Origin of the sequence: Pseudomonas sp. KNUC1026, assembly GCF_021650705.1 — a bacterium.
GTDB lineage: Bacteria > Pseudomonadota > Gammaproteobacteria > Pseudomonadales > Pseudomonadaceae > Aquipseudomonas.
Genome location: NZ_CP087138.1, coordinates 4,726,182 through 4,750,922, shown reverse-complemented (window position 1 = coordinate 4,750,922; position 24,741 = coordinate 4,726,182). Strand labels below are relative to the sequence as shown.

At 62.2% G+C, this 24,741-nt stretch carries 16 protein-coding genes and 9 pseudogenes; 11 read left to right on the top strand and 14 right to left on the bottom strand.

Translation table 11 applies throughout. The features are described from left to right. Nucleotides 1–27 precede the first annotated feature (27 nt). The 5 genes and pseudogenes from LN139_RS22375 to LN139_RS22355 form a co-directional block, all read right to left on the bottom strand. Nucleotides 28–1,197, bottom strand: a complete 1,170-nt coding sequence (locus LN139_RS22375; protein ID WP_236357065.1) for an ATP-binding protein — start codon at nucleotides 1,195–1,197, stop codon at nucleotides 28–30. Nucleotides 1,198–1,544: 347 nt separating this feature from the next. Continuing rightward, nucleotides 1,545–1,778: pseudogene (locus LN139_RS22370) on the bottom strand (transposase domain-containing protein); the annotation flags it as partial. 31 nt (nucleotides 1,779–1,809) lie between these two features. Beyond that, nucleotides 1,810–2,274, bottom strand: coding sequence for a GNAT family N-acetyltransferase (locus LN139_RS22365; protein WP_236357063.1), 465 nt, complete (start codon nucleotides 2,272–2,274; stop codon nucleotides 1,810–1,812). Nucleotides 2,275–2,337: 63 nt separating this feature from the next. After that, the gene (locus tag LN139_RS22360; RefSeq protein ID WP_236357061.1) at nucleotides 2,338–2,937 is read right to left on the bottom strand and encodes a hypothetical protein; all 600 of its coding nucleotides are present in this window, start codon (nucleotides 2,935–2,937) and stop codon (nucleotides 2,338–2,340) included. 57 nt (nucleotides 2,938–2,994) lie between these two features. Then, the gene (locus tag LN139_RS22355) at nucleotides 2,995–3,813 is read right to left on the bottom strand and encodes a suppressor of fused domain protein (protein ID WP_236357059.1); all 819 of its coding nucleotides are present in this window, start codon (nucleotides 3,811–3,813) and stop codon (nucleotides 2,995–2,997) included. A gap of 249 nt (nucleotides 3,814–4,062) precedes the next feature. Between LN139_RS22355 and LN139_RS22350 the strand changes: the two genes are divergently transcribed. Together LN139_RS22350 and LN139_RS22345 are read left to right on the top strand one after the other, a co-directional pair. Beyond that, entirely contained in the window at nucleotides 4,063–4,389 is a 327-nt protein-coding gene (locus LN139_RS22350) for a helix-turn-helix domain-containing protein (RefSeq protein WP_236357057.1), read from the top strand. A gap of 160 nt (nucleotides 4,390–4,549) precedes the next feature. Continuing rightward, complete coding sequence (locus tag LN139_RS22345; RefSeq protein ID WP_236357055.1) at nucleotides 4,550–5,104, top strand: hypothetical protein; 555 nt, start codon at nucleotides 4,550–4,552, stop codon at nucleotides 5,102–5,104. 285 nt (nucleotides 5,105–5,389) lie between these two features. On the opposite strand, the gene LN139_RS22340 is transcribed toward LN139_RS22345, so the two are convergent. Next, nucleotides 5,390–6,694: an LLM class flavin-dependent oxidoreductase gene (locus tag LN139_RS22340; RefSeq protein WP_236357053.1), complete on the bottom strand. Its 1,305-nt coding sequence runs from the start codon at nucleotides 6,692–6,694 to the stop codon at nucleotides 5,390–5,392. Continuing rightward, nucleotides 6,691–7,645: pseudogene (locus tag LN139_RS22335) on the bottom strand (ABC transporter substrate-binding protein). Before LN139_RS22335 ends, LN139_RS22340 begins: the two are co-directional and overlap by 4 nt. Before the next feature lie 325 nt (nucleotides 7,646–7,970). Here LN139_RS22335 and LN139_RS25920 point away from each other — a divergent pair. Together LN139_RS25920 and LN139_RS25915 are read left to right on the top strand one after the other, a co-directional pair. Continuing rightward, nucleotides 7,971–8,945 (top strand): annotated as a pseudogene (locus tag LN139_RS25920) (cache domain-containing protein); the annotation flags it as partial. A gap of 309 nt (nucleotides 8,946–9,254) precedes the next feature. Further along, nucleotides 9,255–9,851, top strand: coding sequence for a methyl-accepting chemotaxis protein (locus tag LN139_RS25915; protein WP_442964458.1), 597 nt, complete (start codon nucleotides 9,255–9,257; stop codon nucleotides 9,849–9,851). Nucleotides 9,852–10,141: 290 nt separating this feature from the next. Here LN139_RS25915 and LN139_RS22325 read toward each other — a convergent pair whose 3' ends face one another. The 3 genes and pseudogenes from LN139_RS22325 to LN139_RS25255 form a co-directional block, all read right to left on the bottom strand. Continuing rightward, complete coding sequence (locus tag LN139_RS22325) at nucleotides 10,142–11,107, bottom strand: IS110 family transposase (RefSeq protein WP_236357044.1); 966 nt, start codon at nucleotides 11,105–11,107, stop codon at nucleotides 10,142–10,144. A 352-nt stretch (nucleotides 11,108–11,459) separates the two neighbouring features. Continuing rightward, nucleotides 11,460–12,656: a 3'-5' exonuclease gene (locus tag LN139_RS25260; RefSeq protein WP_329611058.1), complete on the bottom strand. Its 1,197-nt coding sequence runs from the start codon at nucleotides 12,654–12,656 to the stop codon at nucleotides 11,460–11,462. Between the two features lie 75 nt (nucleotides 12,657–12,731). Next, nucleotides 12,732–13,468: pseudogene (locus tag LN139_RS25255) on the bottom strand (UvrD-helicase domain-containing protein); the annotation flags it as partial. A gap of 244 nt (nucleotides 13,469–13,712) precedes the next feature. On the opposite strand from LN139_RS25255, the gene LN139_RS22315 reads away from it, so the two are divergent. Further along, on the top strand, nucleotides 13,713–15,383 hold the full coding sequence (locus LN139_RS22315) for a putative bifunctional diguanylate cyclase/phosphodiesterase (RefSeq protein WP_236357049.1): 1,671 nt from the start codon (nucleotides 13,713–13,715) through the stop codon (nucleotides 15,381–15,383). Here LN139_RS22315 and LN139_RS22310 read toward each other — a convergent pair. Beyond that, nucleotides 15,301–16,702, bottom strand: a pseudogene (locus tag LN139_RS22310) (NorM family multidrug efflux MATE transporter). The gene LN139_RS22315 and the pseudogene LN139_RS22310 overlap by 83 nt on opposite strands. A 255-nt stretch (nucleotides 16,703–16,957) precedes the next feature. Here LN139_RS22310 and LN139_RS25910 point away from each other — a divergent pair. The 3 genes and pseudogenes from LN139_RS25910 to LN139_RS25900 all read left to right on the top strand — a co-directional run. After that, nucleotides 16,958–18,001 carry a Cache 3/Cache 2 fusion domain-containing protein gene (locus LN139_RS25910; protein ID WP_442964353.1) on the top strand — a complete coding sequence of 348 codons (1,044 nt, stop codon included), beginning with the start codon at nucleotides 16,958–16,960 and terminating at the stop codon, nucleotides 17,999–18,001. Beyond that, nucleotides 17,976–18,032 (top strand): annotated as a pseudogene (locus LN139_RS25905) (hypothetical protein); the annotation flags it as partial. The gene LN139_RS25910 and the pseudogene LN139_RS25905, both read left to right, overlap by 26 nt. Before the next feature lie 420 nt (nucleotides 18,033–18,452). After that, nucleotides 18,453–18,840, top strand: a pseudogene (locus LN139_RS25900) (methyl-accepting chemotaxis protein); the annotation flags it as partial. Between the two features lie 142 nt (nucleotides 18,841–18,982). On the opposite strand, the pseudogene adhP reads toward LN139_RS25900, so the two are convergent. After that, a pseudogene (gene adhP, locus LN139_RS22300) lies at nucleotides 18,983–20,012 on the bottom strand (alcohol dehydrogenase AdhP). 283 nt (nucleotides 20,013–20,295) lie between these two features. On the opposite strand from adhP, the gene LN139_RS25000 reads away from it, so the two are divergent. Together LN139_RS25000 and LN139_RS24995 are read left to right on the top strand one after the other, a co-directional pair. Then, nucleotides 20,296–20,811 carry a DUF945 family protein gene (locus tag LN139_RS25000; protein WP_268944785.1) on the top strand — a complete coding sequence of 172 codons (516 nt, stop codon included), beginning with the start codon at nucleotides 20,296–20,298 and terminating at the stop codon, nucleotides 20,809–20,811. Further along, nucleotides 20,805–21,776, top strand: coding sequence for a YdgA family protein (locus tag LN139_RS24995; protein WP_329611057.1), 972 nt, complete (start codon nucleotides 20,805–20,807; stop codon nucleotides 21,774–21,776). Before LN139_RS25000 ends, LN139_RS24995 begins: the two co-directional genes overlap by 7 nt. 36 nt (nucleotides 21,777–21,812) lie before the next feature. Here LN139_RS24995 and LN139_RS22290 read toward each other — a convergent pair whose 3' ends face one another. Both LN139_RS22290 and LN139_RS22285 read right to left on the bottom strand, forming a co-directional pair. Continuing rightward, the gene (locus LN139_RS22290) at nucleotides 21,813–22,268 is read right to left on the bottom strand and encodes a hypothetical protein (RefSeq protein WP_236357046.1); all 456 of its coding nucleotides are present in this window, start codon (nucleotides 22,266–22,268) and stop codon (nucleotides 21,813–21,815) included. Then, nucleotides 22,265–23,132: pseudogene (locus LN139_RS22285) on the bottom strand (NAD synthetase). The gene LN139_RS22290 and the pseudogene LN139_RS22285 overlap by 4 nt, the downstream one beginning before the upstream one ends. Nucleotides 23,133–23,496: 364 nt before the next feature. Between LN139_RS22285 and LN139_RS22280 the strand changes: the two are divergent. Beyond that, nucleotides 23,497–24,462 (top strand): IS110 family transposase, encoded by a 966-nt coding sequence (locus LN139_RS22280; RefSeq protein WP_236357044.1) that lies wholly within the window; start codon nucleotides 23,497–23,499, stop codon nucleotides 24,460–24,462. Nucleotides 24,463–24,741: the final 279 nt, after the last annotated feature.

Genomic DNA, 24,741 nt, shown 5'->3' with positions numbered 1-24,741 from the left:
GAGGGTGCCCCCTCGTATTCACTGCTCTCATTCGCCGCGACGGCGAAGATACTCAGCGAAAAGAGGAACCGAAAAATCAAGGTAGCCGTGGTCTGCGCTGTAGATCATGCCCTTTGAAATAATGTTGGCCCGAGCCGGGCCCAACGATGACTGGTCGCGTCCCATCTCCTTGGCAATACCAGCCATGGGATAAGGGCCATCACCAAGGGCGGCCATAGCCATCACAAATTGGGTCTCGGCCTTTGTAAGCCGGTCATACCGCACCTTGAAGAAACCTTCATCAAGGCCGGCGAGGGTTTCAGGGTAAGCGCGCTCAACATCAGAAAGGGTGATCCCAGGGCCAGCTGCAACATCCCATGAGGTAGAACCCCACTCTTGCAAAAAGAATGGATAGCCTTTTGTTCGAGCGAAAATAGAATCCAGCGCAGCATCCTCTATCGTTTCCCCTTCCTCCTCGACAGGTTTGCGTACAGCAAGCTTTGCAGCTTCTTCATCAAGCGCGCCGACAGCTGGGTACTGGAACAGTCGCTCTGCGTAGGACTTAGCCTCGCCAGCCAACTTGGCAACCTGTGGAAGCCCTGCCCCCACCATAACCACAGGCAAACCGCGCTGAGCCATTCGATGCATAGAAACGATCAGCGCAGACAAATCATCTTCAGAGAGGTATTGAACCTCGTCGATGAGCAGAACCCATCCTTTACCAACAGCTTTTGCGCCCTCACCAATTACAGTGAACAGGTCGGGAAGGTCGTGCTGCAGATCGCCGCTATCGGCGAGGCCAGGCTCCGCGGCCTCAACCCCCACTTCAACGCCGCCAATTTCGATTTTGAAGATCGAGGCAAAATTACGAAGGGCGCCCATTCCTCGGCTGGCAATCTGCTTCGCCGCTTCGAATCCCGATAGAGAACGCATCACCCGCCGAAGCTCAGGATAAAGGAGAGTGGCGAGTGCATTCTTCTCCGGCGCCTCGAGCTGAGATACCAGCATCTCCCGCTCCCTGGCGATATTCCCGATTTCGTTGAGCAGAACCGTCTTGCCCACACCACGCAGCCCCAAGAGCATTAGCGATCGTGCAGGCTTCCCTTTCACTGCACGTCCGCAGGAAATGCGGGCCATCTCCAAAATAGGGTCTCGGCCAGCGAGCTCGGGTGGAGGAAAACCAGCACCGGGAGCAAAGGGGTTACGGTAAGGATCCATCAAGACCTCATATTGATAAATATCGAAAGATAAGGAAGGCTAGCATTTTTTACTAGCCAACCATAGGGTTTGATATAGCCATTACGGACGATCAGGTTCCACCCTCTTCTACTGTGTATCGGGAGGCACTAAAGACCCTTCTATCCCGGGGCCTACAGTGCGATCTCAAAGGCCCGTCGGTTGACGATCTGTCAACGCTCAGTAAGCTTGCTGTGGTCAAGACAGGCATGGCCTAGCTGGTGTGCTGGATCGAATCACACGCGCGGTAAACCTCCAGCCCACCGCCTAGCCCACAATGTTTGAACGCCAGTTCATAGTAAGCGTTAAGGAAATATCCCTCGCGCAGGTCAGCCCGGCATCCACTGATGCGGCAGCAGTTGCTCGATCTCGCCAGCCTTCTGCATCGGCAACTGCATCAGTGCATCCTTGAGATACGCATACGAATCATGCCCGTTCATGTGCGCCGGTTGGGTCAGGCTCATGATCGCCGCAGCTCGCTTACCGCTGCGCATTGATCCAGCGAAGAGCCAGCTCGACTTATCAAGCGCCCACGGCGTGATTTGGTTCCCCAAGGCGTTGTTTGCGTTTCCGGGCCTTCTCCGCACTCTCCGCTCAGCCTTGAGCCCCCTCCAACCGCATCTCCATGACGATAGTGCGCTCACCCTCGTGAAACACCTCACGAACCGCTCGATACCCAAGCGCCTCATAAAAGCCCTGCGCCGTAATGGAAGACGGAACCTTCAGCAGGCTCACCTCCGCGCTTATAGCAAAGGCGTGAACAGCCTCCATCAACAACCGGCCAATACCTTGCCCGTGGCATTCCGGATCGACGAACACGCTTCTCACCACGCTCCCCTCAAGGCTCGCAGTGCCGACCACCTGGCCATCGAGCGATGCCACGAATACGGCCCGCCTGCTCAGCAATTCGCAGACCGCCTCCGGCGTAAAGTTGCGCTCCACTTGAGCAATCAGCTCAGCTGGGTAATCCGCCGAATTGGACCGGCGCAGGGCGGCGATCACGATGCGGCTGATTTGCGCAGCATCTTCGGTGATGGCGCGGCGTATCTCGTATTTCATCCTTGATTCCCACATGAGTGATGGGCCAAGCCTCTATCTTCGAGAGGCCAGGAAGTGCAGCGGTCAGCCGCCCTCTCCAAACCTTTTGTGAAGGGCTCTCAGTACCGCCTCGATATGCCAGGTTTCCGGCCCCACTGAAACAGCACCGGCGGCGCTCGGGACCAATTCGATGACCGTGGCGACGCCCTGGCGCTCAAGCAATCGCTGAATATGCTCCATATGCCTGCGTATTCCAGTCAGCCACTGCCGACCGGCACCCGACAACAATGCAAAAACCTCTGGATATGAACACGAAAGCATTCGGCGCAGGTTGAGCAGCGCAACTTTGTCTTCGCGCGAGAAGGCCGGGCATAGCACATAGCTGTTGCCGGCGGCGACCTTGAGGGCATGCTTGTCCTGAAGATACTCCTCGACACTAAAGCAACTGGCCACTGACTCATGCTCACCGGTCACTACATCGATGAGATGAGCATTGACGCCGACGTAACAGTACTCAGCCTTGCCATGCACAACATAATCTTCACTGTTGCAGCGAATCACCCAGTAATCGCCACCCGCCGAAAGCTCGCAAGCCTGAATCACAAATCGCTCTGGCTGGCCGTCTCTGATGCGACCATCAAAAAGGGCGAGAACGATGGCGCTGGCTTGTTGTGCAGATAACATTTCTCAGTATCCGTAGGCCCTTGTTGTGGCCTGGAGTGAAACCAGCAAAGGGCCCGCTCAAACCACGCTGGCACGCAGCAAGTTACTGCGATGGCCCACACCGGCCGACTGCAGGCGCTGCACCAGATCTTCACGAGCAGCACGCCCGCCAGCACGTACGTAGTCGAGCTCCGCAGCCGTGATCAGCACGACGGGGATGAGCGTCACCGGAGACAACGGCATGCCGTCCAGCCGCGTCGCGAAGTCAGGTGCCGGGCCGCCTAGCAGAACGCCAACCGAGTCATCTTCGCTCACGAACATTGGGGGAATCTGCTCGCCCATGTGCCGCGACTGGCTTACGCCAGGCAGCTCCAGAGACAGCGCGCCGTATTGCTCGACCTGCCCGACGATGCCGCCAGCATCGGCCACGGTGCCCGCCACGTGTTCGATCAGCTCGAAAGCCCAGCTGTACTTGAGCGGGTCGACCTCGCCCGGCGTGCCGCGAGCCTGTTCCGGGATGTCTGCGGTTTCCAGAAACAGCTCCATCTCGAAGCCGTTGCCCTGCCCTTCTTCATCATCGAAAGGGTCTGAAAGGCCTTCGGTCGCCAGGATGATCGAATCACCACGGCGCACGACTCGATAAGCCTGCCGAGTGGATGGCCAATGCGGGCCTCCCGAAAAGCTCGGGCTCATCAGGTAGGCCAGCACATCCGGCTCCACGGTGCCCACCGACTGCCAGTGGCGATCCAGGCATTCAGCGCCGGCCTCACGGGCGGCCTGATTGGCTGCATCAGAGACGTTGTGGCTGCTGGGCGAGTGCTCGCCCTGTGAACTTGAGGGTGCTGGCTGCTCAGCGGCTTTAGGTGAGAGGCCTAACAACTTCCGGAAAAAGCTCATGAGTGATCCTTGCAAGGGGGCGCCGCCACGCGAGGGCAGCCTTTCCGCTGAATAAGGTAAAGAGCGTGATTATGGCCAGTTTGACCTAGAAGGGAAAACTTACGGAGCCTGCGGCGGATCCAGGAGTGGAATCCGCGCCCAGGCTCAATCCGTTGACCTGAGCTGTCGGCCTCGCGAGGTACCTCTCCAATTACGTAATCTACGACGAGCATCTTGCCGAACTCTTTTCCCTGACTGAGGAGAAATCCAATGCCTAAGAAATTTTCCGAATTAAGAGACGCAATGCCAGCGTCTGCTCGTGCCGTGGCACAGGAGCGCGCGGCACAAATGGAGCTTCAGATGAGCCTGAGCGAACTGCGTCGCGCTCGCCAGCTTTCGCAGGAAACGCTCGCCAAGCGGCTGGACATCAGCCAAGGCAGCGTCGCTAAGCTGGAAAAGCGTGCCGATATGTATGTGAGCTCTGTACGCCGCGTGATCGAGGCGATGGGTGGGCAGCTTGAAATCATCGCGAGGTTTCCAGATCACGCGGTTCATATTGAGGATTTGTGCACTAGCAAGCGTCCGGCCGACGCCTGAGTGGCAAGTAGTGATCACCTCAAAGCACACCAGATCAACGAAAGCCCACTGGCTTCTTATGGGGCTGGCGGCGTGCCATCTACCGCGCGCCGGCCGCCACTCACAATCATCCCCTCCTCAACTGAAACCACAACCCACCGCTAAACGCTAAATTAGCCCCATGACCACACCCAAGCCCCGCTCCCCGCTCACCACCGTGCTGACGATCTTCATGGTCGCCATCGCCGGCATCGCCTGCCTGGGGCTGATCGGCCTGGCCTTCTTCGGCATATTCCAGGGCATTGTGTTCATCGACGGTTTTGCCAGTGCGGCCTTGTTACTGGTGTTCTGCCTGATCGCCTGGAAAGCCCGGCTCAGTTGGGACAAGCCCGTTCCCGCAGCGCTGGTGATCGTGTTCTTCGCGTACATGGGGATGTTCCTCGACATGCGAGGCAACCCGCTCTACAACCAGCCGCTGGAATGGCTGTTCGCACCGGCCGGGGCGGTGTTGCAGACGCACGAGTCGGTGAGCCAGGCCGCTGGCACCACGGCCGTGAATTACGATTTCCGTTTCGTCGACGCCCAGGGTGCCGTGGTGCGTGAGCTGAGCGGCTGGGTAGTGGCGCCGTTCCGTTTCGTGGAGTACCTGGCAGTGCAGAGCCTGGTGATGTGGCCAGCAACGTGGCTGCGGCGGCGTTACGGCGGTTCGCAGTGGTTGCCGCCCGGGGCGTCCTGATCCATTCCGGTAGGTAGCGCCATCCAGCATCAGCGCTCAAATCGCGCCCACAAAAAAACCCGCCGAAGCGGGTTCTGTGCCCATCACCATTCCAGCATCCTGCCGGTAGCCTCCTGGCCATGGTCGACCTTCCTTGATCGTCGCGCTGCAATCCGTGGCAGCGCGTTGGGTAGGTGTAGATTCAGGGCCTGAGCCGTTCGGGCAATAGTGGACATTGCCACCAGTGCGTGTAAGCCATTGGCTATCACGCCTGCCGGAAATGGCTGAACAGCCGCGTTTGGCCGGTCACCGAGCCAACCCCAGGCTCTCCCGCAAGGTTGTCCCCTCATAGGCCGTTCGGTACACGCCGCGCTCCTGCAACAACGGCACCACCTCCTGCGTGAAACGCCGAAACTGTTCAGGATGGCCGATATAGATGTTGAAGCCATCCAGCGCACGCGCCTCGAACCAGGTGGCCATCTTTTCGGCGACGGTCGCGGCGCTGCCCACGAATGCACCTGGGCGCAGCTGGCGGCCGAACTCCACTGCCTGGCGCAGAGTGAAGCCCTTTTCGCGGGCCTGGTCGGCAATGCGCTTGGCATTGGTGAAAAAGCTGCTGCGCGCAGCCTCCAGGCTTTGTTGCGGGAACGGCGCATCGAGGTCGTACTGGCTGAAGTCATGCCAGCCGAAGTTACGGCCGAACTCCTTCAGGGCCAGCTCGAAGCTGTGGTCGGCCTGATGGTAGTGGCGCTCGATCTCGCGGGCGTGCTCGTCGGTGTCGCCCACATAGATCTCCGCGCCGGGTAGCACCAGCAACTGCTCAGGATCTCGGCCAAGGCGCTCGGCGCGGCCTTTGACGTCGCGGTAGAAGGCCTGGCCCTGCTCGATGCTTGCAGCGTGAGTGAAGATCACATCCGCTGTGGCGGCCCCCAGCTCGCGGCCCTGCTCCGAATCCCCTGCCTGGAAGATCACCGGCTGGCCCTGTGGCGAGCGCTGGATGTTCAACGGGCCGACGACCTGGAAGTGCTCACCCCTGTGGTTCAGCGCATGCAGCTTGGCCGGGTCGAGAAACTGGCCAGTGCTGCGGTCGCGCACAAAGGCACCGTCTTCATAGGATTGCCACAAGCCCTGCACCACCTTCACGTGCTCGGCGGCACGGCCGTAGCGGGTGTCGTAGTCGTAATGCTCATCGCGGCTGTAATTGCCCGCCGTGCCGGCATCTCCGCTGGTGACCACGTTCCAGCCTGCCCGGCCTTTGCTTATCAGGTCGAGCGAGGCAAGCCGGCGGGCGACATTGAACGGCGCGTTGTAAGAGGTGGTGAGGGTGCCCACCAAGCCCAGGTGGCGGGTTGCCATAGCCAGTGCCGAGAGCAAGGTCAACGGCTCCAGGCGGTTGAGGTAATGCGAGGGCGAGCCGGGGGTGATGAACTGGCTGTCGACGATGAAGATCAGGTCGAACAGCGCAGCCTCGGCCTGCTGAGCGATGCTCACGTACCAATCGATGTTGACGCTGGCATCGGCGGGCAGCTCGGGGTCCAGCCACAGGTTATGCCGGCCGGGGCCGCCGCACCCCATGGTCAGCGCACCCAGCTTGATCTGCCGCTTGCTCATTGGCGGACCTCCTGGCTACCGGCCAGCGCACCCGAGAATGAGGTGTCGAACAGCCCGGCGGCCGAGTAGGTTTTGATCAGGCCCAAGCCTGCCGAAGAAGTCGACGGTCTTCTGGGCGTTGGCCACGGTCTCGGCGCTGGGCGCGGTGACGTCGGTTTGCGCGCGGGCGAACCAGATGCGTGCGATCTCGCTGTCGGCGCGGCTGCTCCTGGCCCAGGCCTCGGCGTAGGCGGCGGTGTGTGCAGGGTCGCTCAGAGCCCAGTCGCGGGCCTTGCGCAGGCGCTTGAGGAAGTCTTCGATCTGCGCGCGTTTTTCCTTGATGGCGCCATCGTTGGCGACCACGAAACTCTGCGCCGGAATCAGCCCTTCGGCGGTGGCGAGCACCCGCGCGCCCTGGCGCTCCTGCTGAGTGACGTAGGGCTCCCAGGTGGCGATCACGTCGACCGAACCTCCATCCAGTGCGTGGGAGGCATCCAGAGCGCTGAGGTAGCTGTATTGCAGGGCATCGCGCGGCACGCCGGCTTTGTCGAGCGCGGTCAGCAGCAGTTGCTGGCTCCAGGAGCCTTTCCAGATCGCCGCACGCTTGCCGCGCAAGTCCTGAAGGCCGTGGATGTCGGAATCCTTGCGCACCAGAATCGCAACACCCTGCCGGCTTTGCTGGCTGACGCCGATTACCTTGATCGGCGCGCCCAGCGCGCCAAGGAACAAGGGTGGAGCATCGCCCAACAGGCCGATATCGAGGCTGCCCACGTTCAGGGCCTCAGCCACCGGCGAGCCCGCCGTAAATTGCTTCCAATCCAGCGTGTAGGGAAGGCCGTCCAGCACGCCGGCTGCCTCCATCACCGCACGGGCGTTGTAGCTTTGGTCGCCGACCACCAGCGTCTGAGCCAGGGCACTGGCGCTGAGCAGGGCAGCAGCAAGGCCTGCGGCGATTTTCTTGAAGTAACGCACGAATCGTCTCCAGATGCCTTTGCAGGCAGGTTGGGCCGATCCGCGCGCGCGGTCTCGCCATGAACTCGGGCCCGTTTCAGGGCGCTAGAAGTGAGCCGATGGTAGCGCAGTGACAAAAAAAGATAATGCAACATTTGCATATTAGCTTATGGCTATTTTTCGATAACCAAATAATGCCTCTACGATACTGGCCACTATTCGTCCAGAACGGCTCAAGAGGTTAAAGGAACGTTGAAGCAGGCCGAAAAACCGTTGAGCCTGACTGCGGTGTCTTTGCGTGCGCAAACCGACGGCCAGGTCCAAGAAAACCTATCGAGTGCCCCCTATGACGCTTAAATTCCGTCACAAAATCCTGTTGGCCGCGGCGGCAGTAGTGATCGTGGCCTTTGCCCTGTTCACGTTCTACAACGATTACCTGCAGCGCAAGACCATCGACCAGAACCTCGAAGCTTCGGTCAGCCAGGCGGGGGCACTCACCGCAACCAGCGTTCAGCATTGGCTCGGCGGCCGCGTGCTGCTGCTGGACAACCTTCAACAGAACGTTGCCGCGCAAGGTGTGCATAGCAACCTGGGCACGCTGATCGGCCAGCCCAGCCTCACCTCCACCTTCCAGTTCACCTACGTGGGTGACGACAACGGCGTGTTCACCCAGCGCCCCGACGTAGAAATGCCTGCCGGCTACGACCCGCGCAAGCGCCCGTGGTACACCAGCACCGTGGAGGCCAACAAGGCGATCATCAGCGCGCCCTATCAGGCTTCGGTGGGTGGCCTGGTGGTGACCGTGGCCAGCCCTATCCGTGAAAACGGCAAGGTAGTGGGCGTCGCCGGCGGCGACGTAAGCCTGGATACCCTGGTCAAGATGATCAACTCGGTCGACTTCGGCGGCATCGGCTACGCGTTCCTGGTGAGCGCTGATGGCCAGGTGATCGTCAGCCCCGAAAAAGCCCAGGTGATGAAAAACCTCAAGGACCTCTACCCCGGCCAGGCCATTACCCTCGACCGCCCACTGCATGAAGTGACCCTCGGCGGGGCCAAGCGGCTGCTTTCGTTCACGCCAGTCGAAGGCCTGCCGGGCGCGCAGTGGTACATCGGCCTGTCGATCGATGCCGAAAAAGCCTACGCACCGCTGCGCCAGTTCCGCAGCTCTGCGCTGGTGGCGATGGTAGTGGCGGTGGGCTTGATCGCGTTGCTGTTGAGCCTGCTGATCAGCGCGCTGATGCGCCCGCTGACCGACATGGGCCGCGCCATGCAGGACATCGCCCAAGGTGAAGGCGACCTGACTCGCCGCCTGCGCATTCAGGGCAACGATGAATTCGCCCAATTGGGTGGCGCGTTCAACCAGTTCGTGGAGCGGGTACACACCTCGATCAAGGAAGTGTCCTCGGCCACGCGCCAGGTGCATGACCTGTCGGAGCGGGTGGTGGAGTCTTCCAATGCGTCGATCATCGGTTTCGATGAGCAGAGCGCGCGCACCAGTAGTGTGGCGGCAGCGATCAACGAGCTGGGCGCCGCCGCACAGGAAATCGCCCGCAACGCCTCCGACGCCTCCAGCCAGGCCAGCGGCGCGCGTCATCAGGCCGAGGCTGGCCGCTCGGTGGTGGAGCAGACCATGCAGGCAATGACGTCGCTGTCGGCAAAAATCAGCGACTCCTGCGCCCATATCGAGAAGCTCAACGCCAGCACCGACAACATCGGGCAGATTCTCGATGTGATCAAAGGCATCTCCCAGCAAACCAACCTGCTGGCGCTCAACGCGGCTATCGAAGCGGCCCGTGCTGGCGATGCTGGCCGCGGTTTCGCGGTGGTGGCCGATGAAGTGCGTAACCTGGCGCACCGTACCCAGCAGTCGGCCGATGAGATTCACGGCATGATCGGCGAGCTGCAGGCCGGCTCTCAGGAAGCGGTGGTGACCATGAACCAGAGCCAGGCCTCTAGCCAATCGAGCATGGAAGTGGCCAACCAGGCCGGCGAACGTTTGCAGGAAGTGACCCAGCGCATCGGCCAGATCGACGGCATGAACCAGTCGGTGGCGGCGGCTACCGAGGAGCAGAGCAGCGTGGTGGAAACGCTCAATGTGGACGTTACCCATATCAACACGCTGAACCAGCAAGGCGTGGCCAACCTCAATGCCACCTTGGGTGACTGCGCGGCGTTGTCGCAGCAGGCAGGCCGGCTCAAGCAGCTGGTGGATGGCTTCAAGATCTGATGCCTTGAAAGTGGATGGGAGGCCGCATGTCGCCCGTTACACGGCGTCCGGCCAGCCGGCCTTCCACCAACGGTGATCGCCGATGGTGGGAGATTCTATGGTTTTTGCAACCCTTGTCTCTGACCATCTTGCAGCCCCGGCGTAGCGCCAGGGTCACGCTGCCAATGCGTGGGAGGCCGGCTCGCCGGGCGATGCGGGGCCCCACAGCTGTACTCGCGCCCAGCCGTAAGCGCCGAGGTGACAGAATCGCCTCGGTTGGTTCTCACCGCTTCAAACCTCCAGCAGCTTTTTCAGGCGCTAACGGTGGCCCCATAACTTCTCGTGACGGCCTGGTACTCGGTGCCACCCTTCATCAACGCGAACGCCACACGCGCCAGCTTTCGCGCGAGCATGACCAGTACCTGTGTCGTTGCCAGCCCTCTGGCCCGGTGATGTTCGTAGAACCCTTTCCACTGTGCGGTGCGGCTGGCACTCATTCCCGCGTTGTGGAGCAGGCGTCTGATCTCACCGCAGCCTCGCTTGCTCAGGCATCGCTGGCCCTGTTTCCTGCCTGAGTCCGACACCCGCAAGTCCAGGCCGAGGAAGGCGATGAAGGCGTCGGAAGACGTGAAGTCGCCGCGGATGAAGGCCATGATCAAGCCAGCAGCCGTCAACGGGCCTATGCCCTCGATGGCCTGAATACGTTTGGCGTGACTCAGCAGATTGGCCTCTCTGAGCGCCTCGTGGATCTTCTTTTCCATGCTGCGAAGCGCAAGCCCCAGCTGCCGCTTGATCTGCGCAAGTTCGGCTTTCAGTGCCGGCTCGCCGTCCAGGCTCAGCTGCATGCACTGCAGGCTTTTAACCACCACCGCGCGCCGGCGCAAGAGGCTTTGAAGCTTGCGGTAGGCCGGTGGGGGTGGCGACCAGGGGCGCAGTTCGTCACCTTCGTTTTTCAGATAACGCGCCAGCAAACGCGCATCGCAAGGGTCGGTCTTGGCCCGCTGGCCGATTCCCTTACGGTAATTGTTCAAGCGGTAGCCATCGATCACAAACACGTCGAAGCCGGCTGCATGAGCCAGTTCCGTCACGTCATAGTGATAGGCATTGGTAGGCTCGAGTGCGATCGCGGTCTGGGCGGGCAGCGATCTGAGCCAGGCCTTGATTTGAGGTTTTGTATTGGGGATGCGCGTCAGGCTGTCGCAATCGCTGCGGTAGATCACCAGTTCGTCCTTGGCGACATCGACACCCAACTCGGTACGTTGCACACGGTTTGCCATGGTCGGCCACTCCGGTTAGCTTTGACGATACTTGAAGGGGGCACCCAGTGGCGCAGCCTTGTCGCTATCGTCGTTTACGACCGAAGCATTCTTTATCGGCGCTTGGGTGAAGAGGGAGGGACGTTTTCTCTCACTGGCTGTATTGCTGGTCAGAGCAATCAGATGGGCGGCTTGTCCCTCCTCCCCCTTCAAGTATCACCATACAAGGGCGGCTTGCCGCGCGACGCACATCGCCCATTGCACGTCGCCCGGCAAGCCGGCCTCCCACTTTTTGATCCGTGCTGATCCCGGAGCGCTCGGTGGGCTTCGAGGTGGGAGGGCGGCTTGCCGCGCGACAAGCCCCCGCTCGCTGTCACCGCTTGAGCATTGCCCGAATATCCGCCAGCGCAGTGTTCCCCCGCGCTGCCTTTACCTCCACCGGCGCATCCTCCTGCCCCTCCCAGGCCAGGTCGTCCGGCGGCAGCTCGTCGAGAAAGCGGCTGGGCAGGCAGTCGATGATCTCGCCGTACTGTTTGCGCTTGGCTGCGAAGGTGAAGGCCAGTGTCTGCCGGGCTCGGGTGATGCCCACATAGGCCAGGCGGCGCTCCTCTTCGATGGTGTCAGCTTCGATGCTGGAGCGGTGCGGGAGGATTTCTTCCTCCATGCCCAGGATGAACACATAGGGAAACTCGAGCCCCTTGGACGCATGCAGCGTCATCATCTGCACGCCGTCGGCGCCTTCTTCTTCCTCTTGCTGGCGCTCGAGCATGTCGCGCAGCACCAGCTTGCCGATGGCGTCCTCGATGGTCATCTCGCCATCTTCGTCTTTTTCCAGCGTGTTCTTCAGTGCGTCGATCAGGAACCACACGTTGCTGATGCGGTAGTCGGCGGCCTTGTCGCTGGAGCTGTTGCTGCGAATCCAGTTTTCGTAGTCGATGTCCATGATCATGCTGCGCAAGGCCTGGATCGGCTCTTCCAATGCCACCTGCTCACGCACCTTGTCCATCCACCGCTTGAAGCGCTGCAGGCGTTCGACGAAGCGCGCATCCAGGTGCTGGGCCAGGCCCATCTCGTCGCAGGCGCCGTACATCGACACCTGGCGCTCGGTCGAATAGTTGCCCAGCTTCTCCAGCGTAGCCGAGCCGATTTCGCGACGCGGCACGTTGATTACCCGCAAAAAGGCGTTGTCGTCATCGGGGTTCACCAACAGGCGCAGGTAGGACATCAAGTCTTTCACCTCCTGGCGCGCGAAGAAGCTGGTGCCGCCGGAGAGCCGATACGGCACCTGATGGTGCTGCAACTTCAACTCGATCAGCTTGGCCTGGTAGTTGCCGCGGTAAAGGATGGCGAAGTCCTTGTACGGTCGCTCGGTGCGAAGGTGCAAGGTGAGAATCTCCATCGCCACACGCTCGGCTTCGGCTTCCTCATTCTTGCAGCGGATCACACGGATCTCGTCGCCGTGGCCCATCTCGCTCCACAACTGCTTTTCGAAGGCGTGGGGGTTGTTGGCGATCAGCGTGTTGGCGCAGCGCAGGATGCGGCTGGTAGAGCGGTAGTTCTGCTCGAGCATCACCACCTTCAGGGACGGGTAATCGTCCTTGAGCAACATGAGGTTTTCAGGCCGTGCGCCGCGCCAGGCGTAGATCGACTGGTCATCATCGCCCACCACCGTGAACTGGTTGCGCATGCCGATGAGCATCTTCACCAGCAGGTACTGGCTGGCGTTGGTGTCCTGGTATTCATCGACCAGCAGGTAGCGCACGCGGTTTTGCCAGCGTTCGAGCACATCGGCATGCTCCTGGAACAGCTTGACCGGTTGCAGGATCAGGTCGTCGAAATCCACCGCGTTGAACGCGCGCAAGGTGCGCTGGTAATGCGCGTAGACGATGGCGGCGGTTCGCCGCGCGGGTTGCGCGCCTCGGCCAGGGCCTGCTCGGGGAGGATCAGGTCGTTCTTCCAGGCGCCGATCATGTTCTTGATCTCGTCCACGCCGTCGTCGCCGGAGTACTCCTTCTGCATGATGTCCGAGAGCAGGCTCTTGATGTCGGACTCATCGAAAATCGAGAAGCCAGGCTTGTAGCCCAGCCGCTCGTGCTCCTTGCGGATGATGTTCAGGCCCAGGTCGTGGAACGTGCACACCGTGAGGCCGCGGCCCTCCCCGGCACGCAGCAGGGTGCCGACGCGCTCTTTCATCTCGCGGGCAGCCTTGTTGGTGAAGGTCATGGCCACGATGTACTGGGCGCGGATACCGCATTGCTGGATCAGGTGGGCGATCTTGCGGGTGATCACGCTGGTTTTGCCGGAGCCGGCGCCGGCGAGCACCAGCAGCGGGCCGCCGACGTAGTTCACGGCTTCCTGCTGCCGAGGGTTGAGTCGGGACATGGGCACATTCGGGGATAGAGAAAAGGCCGCGCATTTTAGCAGGCTCTGCTGCGCTTGCCGCGTTTGCCTGACGTAGCGCAAAAGATCCTGTAACAAAATTTGCCGTATTTGTTACTTTCCATCAGGATGCGGGCGGGCGCTTTTGTTCCGATTGGAAATTTTTCTGGTTCCGTTAACGAAAACCATTACCATTGGCGCGCTTTTCGCTTGTGCCCTGGTTTGCCTCGAATAATAAGGAGCCTCTGTGTCGTTGCCTTTGCAACCCACGCGCCTGTTGCTGCTGGCTGAGCACACGGCCTGGGCTACTTTGCTGCACGAGTGCCTGGCCCCTTTGGGCGATGCTTACGTTCTGATCAGCGCGCCAAGCTGGGCGGCGGTCAGCAGCTTGTTTGCCAATGACCCCAACGCGGTGCTGCTGACGACGCTGGCCCTTCAGCCACAGGGCTCTGCCTGCGAAATGGCCCAGGTGCTGCTGCTCGAAGCCGAACCCGAACAGCCCCCGGCCGGCGCTGCCGATTGGCTGGTGCGCCCATCCGTTACCAGCGACACCCTGCGCCGCTGCCTGCGCCACGTGCGTGAACGTGCATCGCTCGAGAGCACCCTGCAACGGCTGGCGGAAGAAGACCCGCTCACCGGCATCGCCAACCGCCAAGGCTTTCATGCGCTGCTCACCACCTACCTGGCGGCCAATGATGGCCGGGGCCTGGTGCTCGGGCATCTGGACCTGGACAACTTCCGCCATGCCAACGATTCCCTCGGTCACCAGGCAGGCGACCGGCTGATCCGCCAAGTCGTGGCGCGGCTGAAAAGCGAGCTGGAGCCGTGCGACCAGCTGGCGCGGCTCGGTGGCGACGAGTTCGCCCTGCTGATCGACACGCGCGGTGAAGCGCAGCGCGCCGAGCGGTTGGCAGAGCGTATCGTCGAGGCGCTTGCCGAGCCCTACTGGATAGACGGCGAAAGCTTGCTTATCGGTTGCAGCCTGGGCCTGGCTCACGGCCGCGCCGCCTTGGGCGCCGACCCGTTGATGTGGCATGCGCACATCGCCATGCGCCAGGCCAAGGGCATCCAGGGCTGCACCTTTCACGTGTTCAACGAGCACATCAACCGCAATGCGCGAAGCCTGGCCGATCTTGAAAGCGAGCTGCGCCGGGCGCTGCGGCGTGAAGAGCTGGAGCTGCATTACCAACCCCGGCTGGATCTTGCCAGCGGCCAACTGGTCGGCCTCGAAGCCCTGGTGCGCTGGCGCCACGCCGAGCGTGGCCTGCTGCCGCCCAGCGAGTTCGTGCCACTGGCCGAGCAGAGCGGCTTGATCGTGCCTCTGGGTTACTGGGTAATCTCCCGGGCCCTGCACGACATGCAGCGGCTGGGCGAGGCTGGGTTCGCGCCCATGCACATGGCGGTGAACCTGTCGTTTCGCCAGTTCCAGGACAGCCAGCTGCTCTCGACCTTGCGCCGGCTGATCGGCGAACGTGATATCGACGCCCGCTGGCTGGAGTTCGAACTCACCGAAACCGCAGTGATGCGGCGCAACGACCTGGTGCGCCAGACCATGGATGCTCTGGGCCGGCTGGGGGTGCGCTTTTCACTGGACGACTTCGGCACCGGTTTTTCGTCCTTCGTGCATCTCAACAGCCTGCCGATCACCCTGCTGAAGATAGACAAAAGCTTCGTCGCCGAAATCGAAACCCGCGAAGAGAACCGCAAGCTGGTACACGCCATGGTGAACCTGGCGCACAACCTGCACCTGCACGTGGTGGCCGAGGGCGTGGAAACCGCCGGCCAGCTGGGTTTGCTCGAAGAGTTTGGCTGTGACCAGGTGCAGGGCTACCTGATCAGCCGGCCGCTGCCGATGGCGGAGCTGCAGGCGTATCTGCGCCGGGCGAGCGACGCTGCCAGCGCCGGATACGCCGGGTGAAGCCGTAGCACAGGCTTGCTGCCGCGCAGGCCAGGCCTGCCGCCAAGCCCCACCACACGCCCTGGGCGCCCCAGCCGGCATGGAACGCCAGCCACCAGGCGGTAGGTGCGCCGATCACCCAGTAGCAGCAAAGGCCAATGAAGAAGGTGAGCCGGCTTTCTTTCAGCCCACGCAGTGCGCCCATGGCGATGGTCTGCACACCGTCGAACAGCTCGAACCAGGCAGCGATGGCCAGCAGGCTCATCGCCAGCGCGAATACCGGCGCGAAGGCAGGGTCCGCTGCATCGATGAACAAACCGATGATGCGTGCCGGTATTGCCCAGAAGGTGGCCGCGAAGCACAGCATGATCGCCGCGCCAAAACCGATGCCGACCCAGCCTGCCTGGCGCGCCAGCATCGGTGCGCCGGCGCCGTAGTGATGGCCCACCCGCAGCGTGACCGCGTACGACAACCCCACCGGCACCATGAACGCCACCGATACCACCTGCAAGGCGATCGGTGCGCCGCCAGCTGCACGCTGCCCAAAGTGCCGATGCACAACGCTGCGTAGGCGAACAGCCCGACTTCCACAGCGTAAGTGCCGCCGATGGGCAAGCCCAGTTGCCACAGCTCGCGGATGCTCGGCCAGTCCGGGCGTGCCAGCCCTTTGCGCAAAGAGTAACCCCGGTATGCCGGTGCCTTGGCCAGCAGCAGCCAGAGTGCGCCGGCCATGGCGTTGGAGACGATCGCCGTGACCAGCCCGATGCCCAGCAAGCCCAGTTTCGGCAGGCCCAGCCAGCCGTTGATCAATGCCAGGTTGAGCACCGCATTGAGCCCGGCGCCCAGCAGGCTGATGATCATCACCGGCCATGCCTTGCCCACGGCGCTGGTGAAGCCGCGCAACGCCATGAATGTCATCGCCCCTGGCAGCGCCAGAGGCAGCAGGAGCAGAAAATGCCCAGCGTTCTCGACGTTCTCGGGGTTTGGCCCAGTGCCAGCAGCAGCGGTTTCAAGCTCCACAACAGCACAGCCCCAACTCCCGCCAGCAGCCACGCCAGCCAAAGCCCTGCCCGGGTCAGGCGGGCAACGCCGGCGCTGTCACCCGCCCCGTGGCGAATGGCTACCAGCGTGCCGACTGCCGCGATCACCCCGAAACAGAAGATGGAGACGAACGAATACGTTGCCGCGCCGAGCCCGCCCCCGGCCAGTGCCTCAGGGCTCAAGCGCGCCATCATCAGCGTATCGGTCAACACCATGAGGATATGCGCCAGCTGCGAGGCCACCAGAGGGGCCGCCAGGCGCAGCAGGGCAAGCAGTTCGGAGCGTTTGGTCAGAGGCATTTTCTGATTGTTCGGGCAGGTATCGGCTGGCATTGGAGTCTGCGCTCGAAGCTTCGCCAGCCGCAAGCGTTGAGCCGTATGTGCAGCATTTTCAGATGTGTAGCACGGGCGTACCACTTATCTCCAAGCGACCTACTCAAGTATCATGCGCGCCCGCCGATGCAGGAACGATCTGGCGCCATTCAATCTATTTTTACATCTTCGCAAGCCTTCATAGACCGGGCCCACCCGGCAGTGCGAACAGGAGCTATTGCCTTGAACCAGCCACGTGCGCGTATCGCTTCACAATTGGGCCTGGCCCTGGCCGCCATTCTGGTGGTGGTCATCAGCCTGAGTACCGTTTTTGCCTTGCGTTCGCTCAATGCGGCGAACCTTGCCACCCGCGAAGACCACATGGCCAGCGAAGCGCGACTGCTCGCCGACCAGCTCGACACCTTCCAGAGCACTTTGCGTATCAGCACTCAGCGCCTGAGCGGGCTGTTCGAGTCGCGCTTCGGCACGGGCCTGGCCGTGCAGCCAGACCAGCCGGTGAATGTGGCGGGAGTTGCCACACCCACATTGGCGTTGGGCGGTACGGTGCTCAACAACGATACCGGGCTGGTGGACGACTTTCGCAAGATGACCGAAGGCGTGGCCACGGTGTTCGTGCGCAGCGGCGACGAGTTCGTGCGGATCAGCACTTCGCTGACCAAGCAGGACGGCAGCCGGGCCATCGGCACCCAGCTCGACCATGCTCACCCCGCCTACCAGCGACTGCTGGCGGGGCAGGGCTACGTCGGCGCTGCGCTGCTGTTCGGGCGCAACTACATGACCCAGTACACCCCCGTGCGCGATGCGGGTGGCAAGGTGATTGCGGTGCTGTTCGTGGGCTTTGATTACACCGAAGCCCAAACGGCCCAGTTCGAAAAGCTCAAGCAATTCCGCATCGGCGACAGCGGCTCGCTGGCCTTGCTCGATGCGCAGAACCATTGGCTGGTGCCGCCGTTGGGCGCGCGTGAGCCGGATAAAGCCGCGCAGACGCTCGCACCGTTGCTCAAGCAACCCGGTGTCGGTGCTTTCTGGTCCGATGGCCAGGAGAGTTTCTACTCGCTGGCCGAGCCTTTTGCCGCCGGCCCCTGGAGCGTCGGTAGCGACAATGCCCAAGGCCGAGCTGGATCAGGTGACCTGGGAAGTCGGCGAGCGCCTGGTGATTGGCAGCCTGATCGCAACCCTGGTATCGGTGGGCGTGGCCGTCTGGTTGCTGCGCCGCCGCCTGGCACCGCTCAATGCCCTCCTGGCCCAGGCCAAGGCGCTGGGTAATGGCGACCTCAACGCCCGCTCCACCGTGGCCGGCCACGATGAAATTGCCCAGTTGGGCCACAGCTTCAACCACATGGGCGAGGCGCTGGCAGACATGGTCCGCCACATCCGCGATGCCTCTGCGCAGGTCAATACCCGCGCCAGGGCGCTGAATGGGCTGGCCAGCGGTGCTTACGCCGGCATGGATCAGCAGTCGGGCGAGATCACCAGCATGGCCGGTGCAGTGGAGGAGTTCAGCGCTACTTCCCAGCACATCGCGACCAACATGGCCAACACCGAGCGCGTCGCCCAGGAAAACACCGAGCACACCCGTGTAGGGCGTACATCGATGGAGCAGGCGTCCTCGTCGCTGGAGCAGATTGCTGGCGCTTCGGGCGAAACCGCCCGAGTCATCGATACCCTTGGCCAGCGTTCGCAGGAAATCGGCGGCATCGTCAGCGTGATTACCTCGATCGCAGAGCAGACCAACCTGTTCGGCCCTCAACGCTGCCATCGAAGCCGCACGTGCCGGCGAGCAGGGCCGTGGGTTCGCGGTTGTCGCCGATGAAGTGCGCAGCCTGGCCGGGCGTACGCGGCAGGCCACCGATGAAATCTCCGGGATGATTGGCAGCATCCAGCAGCAAACTGCGCAGGCCGTGCACACCATGGAGCAGGGTAACGAGCTGATGCGTGAAGGCCTGGAGCGCAATGCCAAGGTCGCGGCGGCACTGTCGAACATCGATCAGCAGAGCCGCGCTGCCGGCGAGCAATTCGCGAGCATCGCTGCCGCCACTCACCAGCAGAAGCAGCACCGCCACCGTGCTCAGCGCCAACCTGCAAAGTGTTGCTCAAGTGAATGACGAGCAGCGCCAGGTCGTGTCGGAACTGGCGCAGACCGCCAAAGAGCTTGAAGCCCTGGCCACAGAGCTTGGCCGGGAAGTGGACCGGTTTCACGTCAGAGGGTAACGCGGCAGGCCTTGTACGCCTGCCACGCGCAGGGCCTCAGCTTTCCATGTCGATCACGATTCGGCCGTCGATCTTGCCGGCGCGCATCTTGTCGAAGATCTCGTTGACGTTTTCCAGTTTGTCGGCGGCCACAGTGGCCTTGACCTTGCCTTCGCCGGCGAAATCCAGGGCCTCTTGCAGGTCCTGGCGGGTGCCGACGATCGAGCCACGCACCGTGGTGCCATTGAGCACCATGTCGAAGATCGACATCGGGAACTCGCCTGGCGGCAGGCCGTTCAGGGCGATGGTGCCCCCGCGGCGGGTCATGCCCATGGCTTGCTCGAAGGCCTTGGGCGACACGGCCGTGACCAGCGCGCCGTGGGCGCCACCGATCTGTTCCTTGAGGTACTTGGCCGGGTCCTGGTTGCGGGCATTCACGGTCACCTCAGCGCCCAGGCGTTTTGCCAGGTCCAGCTTGCTGTCGTCGATGTCTACCGCTGCCACGTTCATGCCCATGGCCTTGGCGATCTGCACAGCCATATGGCCCAGCCCGCCGATGCCTGAGACCACGACCCACTGGCCAGGCTTGGTCTTCGGTCGTCTTCAGGCCTTTGTAGACGGTCACGCCGGCGCAGAGGATGGGGGCGATCTCAAGGAAGCCCACGTTGTCCGGCAGGCGGCCTACGTAGCCTGCGTCTGCCAGGGTGTACTCGGCGAAACCGCCGTTGACCGAATAGCCGGTGTTCTGCTGCGACTCGCAGAGCGTTTCCCAGCCGCCCAGGCAATGCTCGCGATAGCCGCAGGCCGAATACAGCCACGGCACGCCCACCCGATCGCCTTCCTTGACGTGCGTGACCCCGGCGCCTACAGCCACCACATGGCCCACACCTTCATGGCCTGGAATGAACGGCGGGTTGGGTTTGACCGGCCAATCGCCTTCAGCGGCGTGCAGGTCAGTGTGGCGAACGCCAGAGGCGGCGACCTTCACCAGCACCTGGCCAGCCCCTGGCATGGGCACCGGCACTTCGCGGATGGCGAGCGGTTCGCCAAAGGCGTGGACGACGGCAGCTTTCATTGTTTTATTCATGGTCTTTCCTTGAACAAAGTTGTTGTTTGGAAAAAACGCGCGTTCAAACGCCCAAGCTGCCGAGCAATGCCGGGGCCAGTTTCGCCGAGGCCTGTGGGGCGGGGCTTTGCGGGAGCACGGTTTCCAGTGCGGGGCGCATCTGGTACAGCCCTTGGGGCAGAGTGTCCCGCTATTGCCACAGTGCTCGCATTGACCTGAAGCCAGAAAAAGGTTAATCAGCACGCCCAAACAGGGCCGCGTTCGCAACGGCCTACGGAAAGCCTCAGCAAGGAGCTCCTCGTTCATGAGCAAGTCTGTTTCGATCATCGGCGGCGTTGTCGTCATTCTGGCCGGCGTTGCCTGCGGCGGCGCCTGGTACACCGGCACGCAGATCGAGCCGCTGCTGCGCGCCGATGTTGACCGCAACAATCAACAACTGGCCGAGGCCCTGGCCGGCAATGACATTTCCGTCCACATGGACCTCACCGGCTACGAGCGCCGCTGGTTCAGCAGCACGGCCTACTACACCACCACGTTCACGACCGCCAAGCTCAACGACGGCCAACCGATCGAGGTACAAATCCGCGCCAATATCGAGCACGGCCCGTTCCCCTGGTCGCGGGTGAGCAGCCTCAAGCTGCTGCCGGTGCTGGCCGATGTGCATGCCGAAATGATCAACACACCACAGATGGCGGGCTGGTTCACCCTCACCAAGGGTGTTTCGCCACTGCAGGGGCACTCCACCGTTGGCTATGACAAGAACGTGCAGTCCACCTTCACCGCGCAGCCGCTGGTTCGGAAAGCAAAGAGGGCATCCTGACCTTCTCCGGCGCAACCATCGAAGGCAATGGCTCGTTCGACGGAACGCGCATGGACGCCAAGGGTGTGGTCGACAACATCGAACTGGCTTCGCGTGAGGGCGACAGGCCGGTGCGCATGCTGGCGAAAAACATCACCTTCAAAACCGGCGGGATCAAAGGCGCATCCGGCTTCTACCTCGGCAACAGCGAAGTCCGCTTTGGCGAGATTGGCTTGCAGACGCCAAGCACCCCGTCGGTTTCACTGAAAAACCTCGTAGGCCTGGGTTCTCTTGAGGAGCTCGATGGCAAGCTCAAGGGCTCGGTCGACTACACCCTGGAACAAGGCAGCATTGCCGACAAGCCGGTGGGCAGCCTGCAGATGCGCTGGGCGTTCCACGATTTCGACGTTAATGCCACCCGTGACCTGCTGGCGTTCTACAAGGCCAAGGTCGCTCCGCAGGCCGAGGCGGCTGCCCAGGCAGGGCAACCGTTCGAGCTCGAATTGAATGACGCGGACCAGGCCCAGTTGCAAGCGCTGGTGATGGCGCTGCTGCAAGCAAAACCCCATCTGGAGCTGGCTCCATTGGGCTTGAAGACTGCCAATGGAGAGAGCCACCTCAACCTGGCCATGGACTTCACTGCTCCAAAGAGCGTTGAAGTGCCGCCCCAGGAACTGGTGGAGCAACTGCTGAGCCAGCTCGACATGAAGTTGGTAGTGGCCAAAGGCACCATCCAGGACCTCGTCACCTTGCAAGGCCAGCTTGGCGGCCAGACCGACGCCGTGGCGCTGGCGCGCGACGCCGAAGGCACTGCCAACATGCTGGCCGGTGTGGCCGCGATGCAAGGGGTGGCGCGCGTCGATGCCAATGACATCCGCAGCGACCTGCACTACGAGAAGGGCGTGGTCGATTTCAATGGCCAGAAAATGACGCTTGAGCAGTTCATCCTGTTGATCGCAAGCAAGTCGCGCCTTTCGGCGGAGTAACCCCGGCGCCTTGCACGGTGGCGCCGCCCCTCCACTTCAGCGAGTGGGAGGGCGGCCGCGCCGCGCGATGTTCTGGCGAATCGCCCGATACTCACGCAAGCGCTGGCGCATCTGCCGATGGCGCTGGCTGTTGATTGCCAGCAGCGCCACAAGCGCCAGCCCCATTCCCACCAGCGCCATGCGCTGTTCGAGCGCCGCCCCCGCCTGCCACCAGGCCAGCAGATTTGCCCCGCCACCCAGCAACAGCATGGCCACCAGGCCCTGCGTGCCCCACGTGAAGCCTCTCACCATCGCGAAGGTCGCCAGCACCCAGGCGAGGGCGCAGCCCATCAGCGTGAAGAACGGTACTGCCAGTTCATCCCGTGCAGCGTGGAGCAGGCCCAGCAGAAAGTTGGCCGATGCCAGGGAAAACACGCCGCATAAAAACGCCACGATGAACAGTGCGAAGTGCTGCCGCAGGAAGCGCCGCAGCTCCAGCCGTTGTTCGATCATTGCACTTCCTCATACAGCGCCAGCGCGATGGAGTTGAGGTTGCCGCTGGCCCCGCTGCCAATCACCGAGAGCGCACCGCCGAGCGAGTCCTTGATCATCGTTTTGGTTGCGTGACGCAGCTCGGTGGCCGAATGGCGAACCGGCAGCTGGCCCGCGCGCTGTTCGAGTTTCAACAGCTTGCCGGTGAGCGTGGGGTCCTTGATTTTCAGCAACTCCTGAGTGAGGCGCTTGCGCTCGGCACGGTTGAGGGTGCCCGGAATCGACCGCCACGGTCGGCCGGTGGTGGCCTTGAGCGTGCGCACGTACTTGACGGTAGTCAGTGCCGAGCCGCCTGCGCCAGCCAGCGACACCACGTCCAGGATCGACATGGTGGTGGTGTACCACTCGCTGTCGTCCAGCGCGTCGTTGAAGCTGGGATCGGTGGCCTCCGCTGTGGTGCGTACGCCTCCTGCGACACATTGAAGCGTCGCCGCCGTTGCAGCCGCGCCCCCAGGTACGTCAGCGCCAGGCTGGCCCCGCCAGTGAACGGCACCGCCACCGTGCCGCTGAACACCACCAGCCAGCTCAGCACCGCGCCCGTGCACGACAACGCCATGTTGGCGGCCTCCACCACCAGGCGTGATTCGCGTCGGGTTGTTCTCCACCTTCTGAACGAATTGCTGCGGTGAGGTGTAGCGCGGCGTGGCGCGCAGGATGATGCGTTTCAGGGAGAATGCTGCAGATCGGCCGGAATTCACGCAGGGTGATGACGTTGAACTCTTCGTCGATGAACACCACCCCGGCACCGACGATACCGGGGTCGGCATCGATGGCAGCGAACATCTTGGGCAGGTCGAAACGCGCTTGAGCGCGTGCCCGCGCCATGCCATTGAGAGGGGAAAGAGAGTCGGGAAGTGCGGGAGGCACTGTGCGGGTCCTTGCTCAGTGGAGTGAGCGAGGGAGTATCGATGCTGGGCGAGGATCGCACAACCCGGGTGCGGATGACGCGAGAGTGGCTGGACACGTCGCGCGGCAAGCCGCCCTTGTATGGTGATACTTGAAGGGGGAGGAGGGACAAGCCGCCCATCTGATTGCTCTGACCAGCAATACAGCCAGTGAGAGAAAACGTCCCTCCCCCTTCACCCAAGCGCCGATAAAGAATGCTTCGGTCGTAAACGACGATAGCGACAAGGCTGCGCCACTGGGTGCCCCCTTCAAGTATCGTCAAAGCTAACCGGAGTGGCCGACCATGGCAAACCGTGTGCAACGTACCGAGTTGGGTGTCGATGTCGCCAAGGACGAACTGGTGATCTACCGCAGCGATTGCGACAGCCTGACGCGCATCCCCAATACAAAACCTCAAATCAAGGCCTGGCTCAGATCGCTGCCCGCCCAGACCGCGATCGCACTCGAGCCTACCAATGCCTATCACTATGACGTGACGGAACTGGCTCATGCAGCCGGCTTCGACGTGTTTGTGATCGATGGCTACCGCTTGAACAATTACCGTAAGGGAATCGGCCAGCGGGCCAAGACCGACCCTTGCGATGCGCGTTTGCTGGCGCGTTATCTGAAAAACGAAGGTGACGAACTGCGCCCCTGGTCGCCACCCCCACCGGCCTACCGCAAGCTTCAAAGCCTCTTGCGCCGGCGCGCGGTGGTGGTTAAAAGCCTGCAGTGCATGCAGCTGAGCCTGGACGGCGAGCCGGCACTGAAAGCCGAACTTGCGCAGATCAAGCGGCAGCTGGGGCTTGCGCTTCGCAGCATGGAAAAGAAGATCCACGAGGCGCTCAGAGAGGCCAATCTGCTGAGTCACGCCAAACGTATTCAGGCCATCGAGGGCATAGGCCCGTTGACGGCTGCTGGCTTGATCATGGCCTTCATCCGCGGCGACTTCACGTCTTCCGACGCCTTCATCGCCTTCCTCGGCCTGGACTTGCGGGTGTCGGACTCAGGCAGGAAACAGGGCCAGCGATGCCTGAGCAAGCGAGGCTGCGGTGAGATCAGACGCCTGCTCCACAACGCGGGAATGAGTGCCAGCCGCACCGCACAGTGGAAAGGGTTCTACGAACATCACCGGGCCAGAGGGCTGGCAACGACACAGGTACTGGTCATGCTCGCGCGAAAGCTGGCGCGTGTGGCGTTCGCGTTGATGAAGGGTGGCACCGAGTACCAGGCCGTCACGAGAAGTTATGGGGCCACCGTTAGCGCCTGAAAAAGCTGCTGGAGGTTTGAAGCGGTGAGAACCAACCGAGGCGATTCTGTCACCTCGGCGCTTACGGCTGGGCGCGAGTACAGCTGTGGGGCCCGCATCGCCCGGCAAGCCGGCCTCCCACGCCATTGACAGCGTGACCCCGGCGCTACGCCGGGGCTGCAAGATGGTCAGAGACAAGGGTTGCAAAAACCATAGAATCTCCCACTTCATGATCAGCCAAATTTCTCAAGCATCAGCTTGGTTCAAAAATGTGGGAGGCCGGCTGGCTGGGCGACGTGC